Annotated in this window: 3 protein-coding genes; 2 read left to right on the forward strand and 1 reads right to left on the reverse strand. The window is 68.3% G+C overall.

Annotated features, from left to right (window positions below):
* A partial coding sequence (locus ACFWFI_RS41895) for an alpha/beta hydrolase family protein (protein WP_387401084.1) occupies positions 1-463 on the reverse strand: 463 nt, incomplete at its 3' end.
* A gap of 74 nt (positions 464-537) precedes the next feature.
* Here ACFWFI_RS41895 and ACFWFI_RS41900 point away from each other — a divergent pair.
* Together ACFWFI_RS41900 and ACFWFI_RS41905 are read left to right on the forward strand one after the other, a co-directional pair.
* The gene (locus tag ACFWFI_RS41900) at positions 538-1,089 is read left to right on the forward strand and encodes a helix-turn-helix domain-containing protein (RefSeq protein ID WP_387401086.1); all 552 of its coding nucleotides are present in this window, start codon (positions 538-540) and stop codon (positions 1,087-1,089) included.
* 506 nt (positions 1,090-1,595) lie between these two features.
* Positions 1,596-2,972 carry a cytochrome P450 gene (locus ACFWFI_RS41905; protein ID WP_387401088.1) on the forward strand — a complete coding sequence of 459 codons (1,377 nt, stop codon included), beginning with the start codon at positions 1,596-1,598 and terminating at the stop codon, positions 2,970-2,972.
* The last annotated feature ends 361 nt before the right edge of the window (positions 2,973-3,333 follow it).

Below are 3,333 nucleotides of genomic sequence, written 5' to 3' on the forward strand. Positions count from 1 at the left end.
GCCGGCGGAAGGCCTCCTCGCCCAGGCCGGCGAAGCCGGCCAACAGCACCACCGCCCGTATGTCCGTCCGGGCAGCCAGCGCCATGGCGTGCAGGGAGCCCTCACTGTGACCGACAACGCCGACCGCGTCGGCGCGGATGTCGGACCGGCCGGCCAGGGCGAGCAGGGCTGCGGCGGCGTCCCTGCGGTTGTCGGTGAAGCCGGCCGCCCGCCAGTCGCCCAGGTTGGCGCCGGCGCCGCGCCGGTCGTAGCGAAGGGTGGCGATCCCCCGTGCGGCGAGGGTTTCGGCCACCGGCCGTCCCAGATTCATGGTGAGTTTCGGCGTGTTGCCGTCGCGGTCCAGTGGGCCGGAGCCGTGCAGCAGCAGGACGGCCGGGTGCGGTCCCGGACCGGCCGGCAGTGTCAGGGTGCCGGCCAGCGAGGTTCCGTCGTCCGCGGTGACCGTCATGTCGACGTTGGGCAAGGCTCCGCCTCTTTCGTTTCGCGCACGTTCATTCTCAACTACGAGAATGTTATCAGATGTGAGATCATGAAGTCATGGCTACCGCGAATCTCCTCCTCCACCCGGTCCGGATGCGCATCCTCCGGACCCTGGTCGGCGCCGGTGAACTGACCACCGCGCAGCTCCGGGAACGCCTCCCGGACGTTTCGCCGGCAAGCATGTACCGGCACGTCGCGACCCTCACCAAGGCCGGCGTCCTGGAAGTGGGCCAGGAAAGACCCGTACGCGGGACGGTCGAACGCAGCTATCGGGTCAGGCAGGACAAGGCCCTCGTCGACGACGAAGCCCGTGCCGCCATGACCAAGGACGACCACCGGCAGGCCTTCACCGTGTTCACCGGGGCGATGATGGCCGACCTCGACCGCTACCTCTCACGCGACGACGCCGACCCCTCGCGCGAGGGCGTCCTCTACCGGCAGGGAGCGGTGTGGGCGACCCCCCCGGAGTTCACCGAACTGGTGGAGGAACTGGAGGCACTGGTCGCCCGTCGTACGGGACACGGCCCCGGCGATGGCCGCATCCGTCACGTCATCAGCCTCGCCCTGGTCCCCGACAAGGCGCCTGGGGAGGAGGGCCAGGTCCCATGACCGTCGTACAAGTTGCAGGCCCCAAAGGGCACCTCACGGCCACCTGTTACGGGGCCCAGGGCCCGGGACTACATAGCCCGGGACAATGAGCATGTGCCTACGAGCCTTGGTCCTTGCTGGGGGCGACCGGGCTCTCCTGGCGGCAGCCACGATCCGGCACGCTCGCCGACACCGTCGAGCGTCCCTCATGTCCGGCCTGCCCACCCCACACAGCACTGCTGAGATGCCCGTCGAGGACACGCCACGCACCCAAGTCCGGGCCCGGCAGGTCTGCATTGCCAATGACCTGTTTCGCCCTCTGGTCGAAGAGACTCTTCTGGTCCTGCGATCAGTGTCGGCTTGAGGTCGCCGTCCTGCTGCCTGCGCGAACGGCAGGTGATGCCCCACGGGGCAAGCACCAAACGCCCTTTTGAGTGGCGTAGACCACTCCGCGGGGCGGATTGCCCACCGGAGCGATCAGGGAAGCCATAAGGCGCCAAGATCGGCTTGAAAGGTGGCATGCACTCGTGACGCTCGTAGCGCCTCCCCCCATACCCAGAGCAGCGGGCTCGATCCCGCTTCTGGGTCACGCGGTACAGCTCATACGCGACAACCTCGGCTTCATCGCCTCACTGCGCGCCAATTACGGGCCGCTGGTCGAGATCACTCTCCAGCCCGGCACCCGCACACTGATCGTCCAGGACCCCGACCTCATCCGCACCATGCTGGTCGATCTCGGACCCAGCCTCGACAAGGGCCGTTTCTTCGAGAAGATGGGCCAGTTGCTCGGCGATTCCGTCGTCACGGCGGCGGGCCAGGACCACGTCCGCAGGCGACGCCAGCTCCAACCGGCTTTCGGCCGCCCGGAAATCGCCCACTACGTCGACATCATGCGGGCCGAGACCAACGCGGCCGTCGACACCTGGGCCCCCGGCCGGCAACTCGACGTGCACGAAGCCATGATCGCGCTCTCCCTCGACATGCTTGCCAAGACGATTTTCGCGGGCAGCCTCGACGAGGCAACGTTCCGCCGGCTGCGTGAGGATCTGTCGGTGGTCATGAACGGCGTCGGCGCCCGCGTCATGTTGCCCGACTGGGTGGAACGGCTGCCGCTCCCGTTCAACCGCCGGTTCAACGCCGCCCGCGACGCCGTGCGGGCCACCATCAACCAGGCCGTGGCGGACCTCCAAAAGTCGGGGCAGGACACCGGCGACATGCTGTCCCTGCTGCTGCACGCCACGGACGAAGAGACCGGACAGCCGCTGACCGGGCACCAAATCAGTTCAGAGATCCTCACTCTGGCTGTGGCAGGCACCGAGACCACCGCGTCCGTACTGTCCTGGGCCCTCTACGAGATCGCCCGCAACGCCGACATCGAACGGGCGGTCCTGGAGGAGCTCGGCACGGTCCTTGAGGACCGGCCCATCGCGTTCGAGGACCTTGTCCGCCTGCCCTACCTCGACCGCGTCGTGCGGGAAACGCTGCGGTTGCACCACACCGGGTGGCTCGTCACCCGCCGTACCGTCACCCAGACACGCCTGGGCCCGTGGTCGGTCCCCGCCGGCACCGAGCTCGCCTACTGCCAGCACGCCCTGCACCGCGACCCCGAACTGTTCCCAGAGCCTCTCACCTTCAACCCCGACCGCTGGCTGGAAGAGGCACAGGCCGAAGCCTTCACGCCTGGGGCGTTCCTCCCCTTCGGGGCAGGCAAGCACAAGTGCATCGGAGACCGGTTCGCCCTCACAGAGCTGGTCACCGCCATCGCCACCATCATCCGGCGCGCACGTTTCGAACTCGCGCCGCACCAGGAGGTATGGCCCGTCGCCCTGGCAACCGTGCGGCCAAGCACGCTGCTGATGACCATGCACCGGCGAAGCGACTCCGCGGAGCAGAAGCACGACTGACAGCGCCATCGATTTCCGGCCGGATGGCGTGGACGCGGTGTGCCCGCTGTCCGGTCGGGGAAGACACTGCGTTCCAACAGGTGCGTGATCAGAATGGGCTGATGCGTTTCCCCTCGGAGTCCCCCCGCGGTCGCACGCCTGACCGTGCTCGGCAGGGCATACGACCGCTTAAAGGCCTTCCTCGGCCTGGGCAGAAGGCCCCGGTAGGGACGCCCGCCTGCCAGACATACGGCAGCGCGCCCCCAGCCACCGACATCAGTAGTCCGCGACAGGGCGCGTTCGGCGGGCGGGAAGATGCGGGGCTGGTCGTAGGCGAGGACGAGGGAGCCGACCGGGCGGCCGGAGACGATCAGCGGGAGGA

The sequence above is a fragment of the Streptomyces sp. NPDC060209 genome (genome assembly GCF_042728155.1).
Classification (GTDB): domain Bacteria; phylum Actinomycetota; class Actinomycetes; order Streptomycetales; family Streptomycetaceae; genus Streptomyces.

Coding starts and splice junctions, on each gene's coding strand:
- ACFWFI_RS41900 (WP_387401086.1), top strand. CDS start 538: ATGGCTACCGCGAATCTCCTCCTCCACCCGGTCCGGATGCGCATCCTC.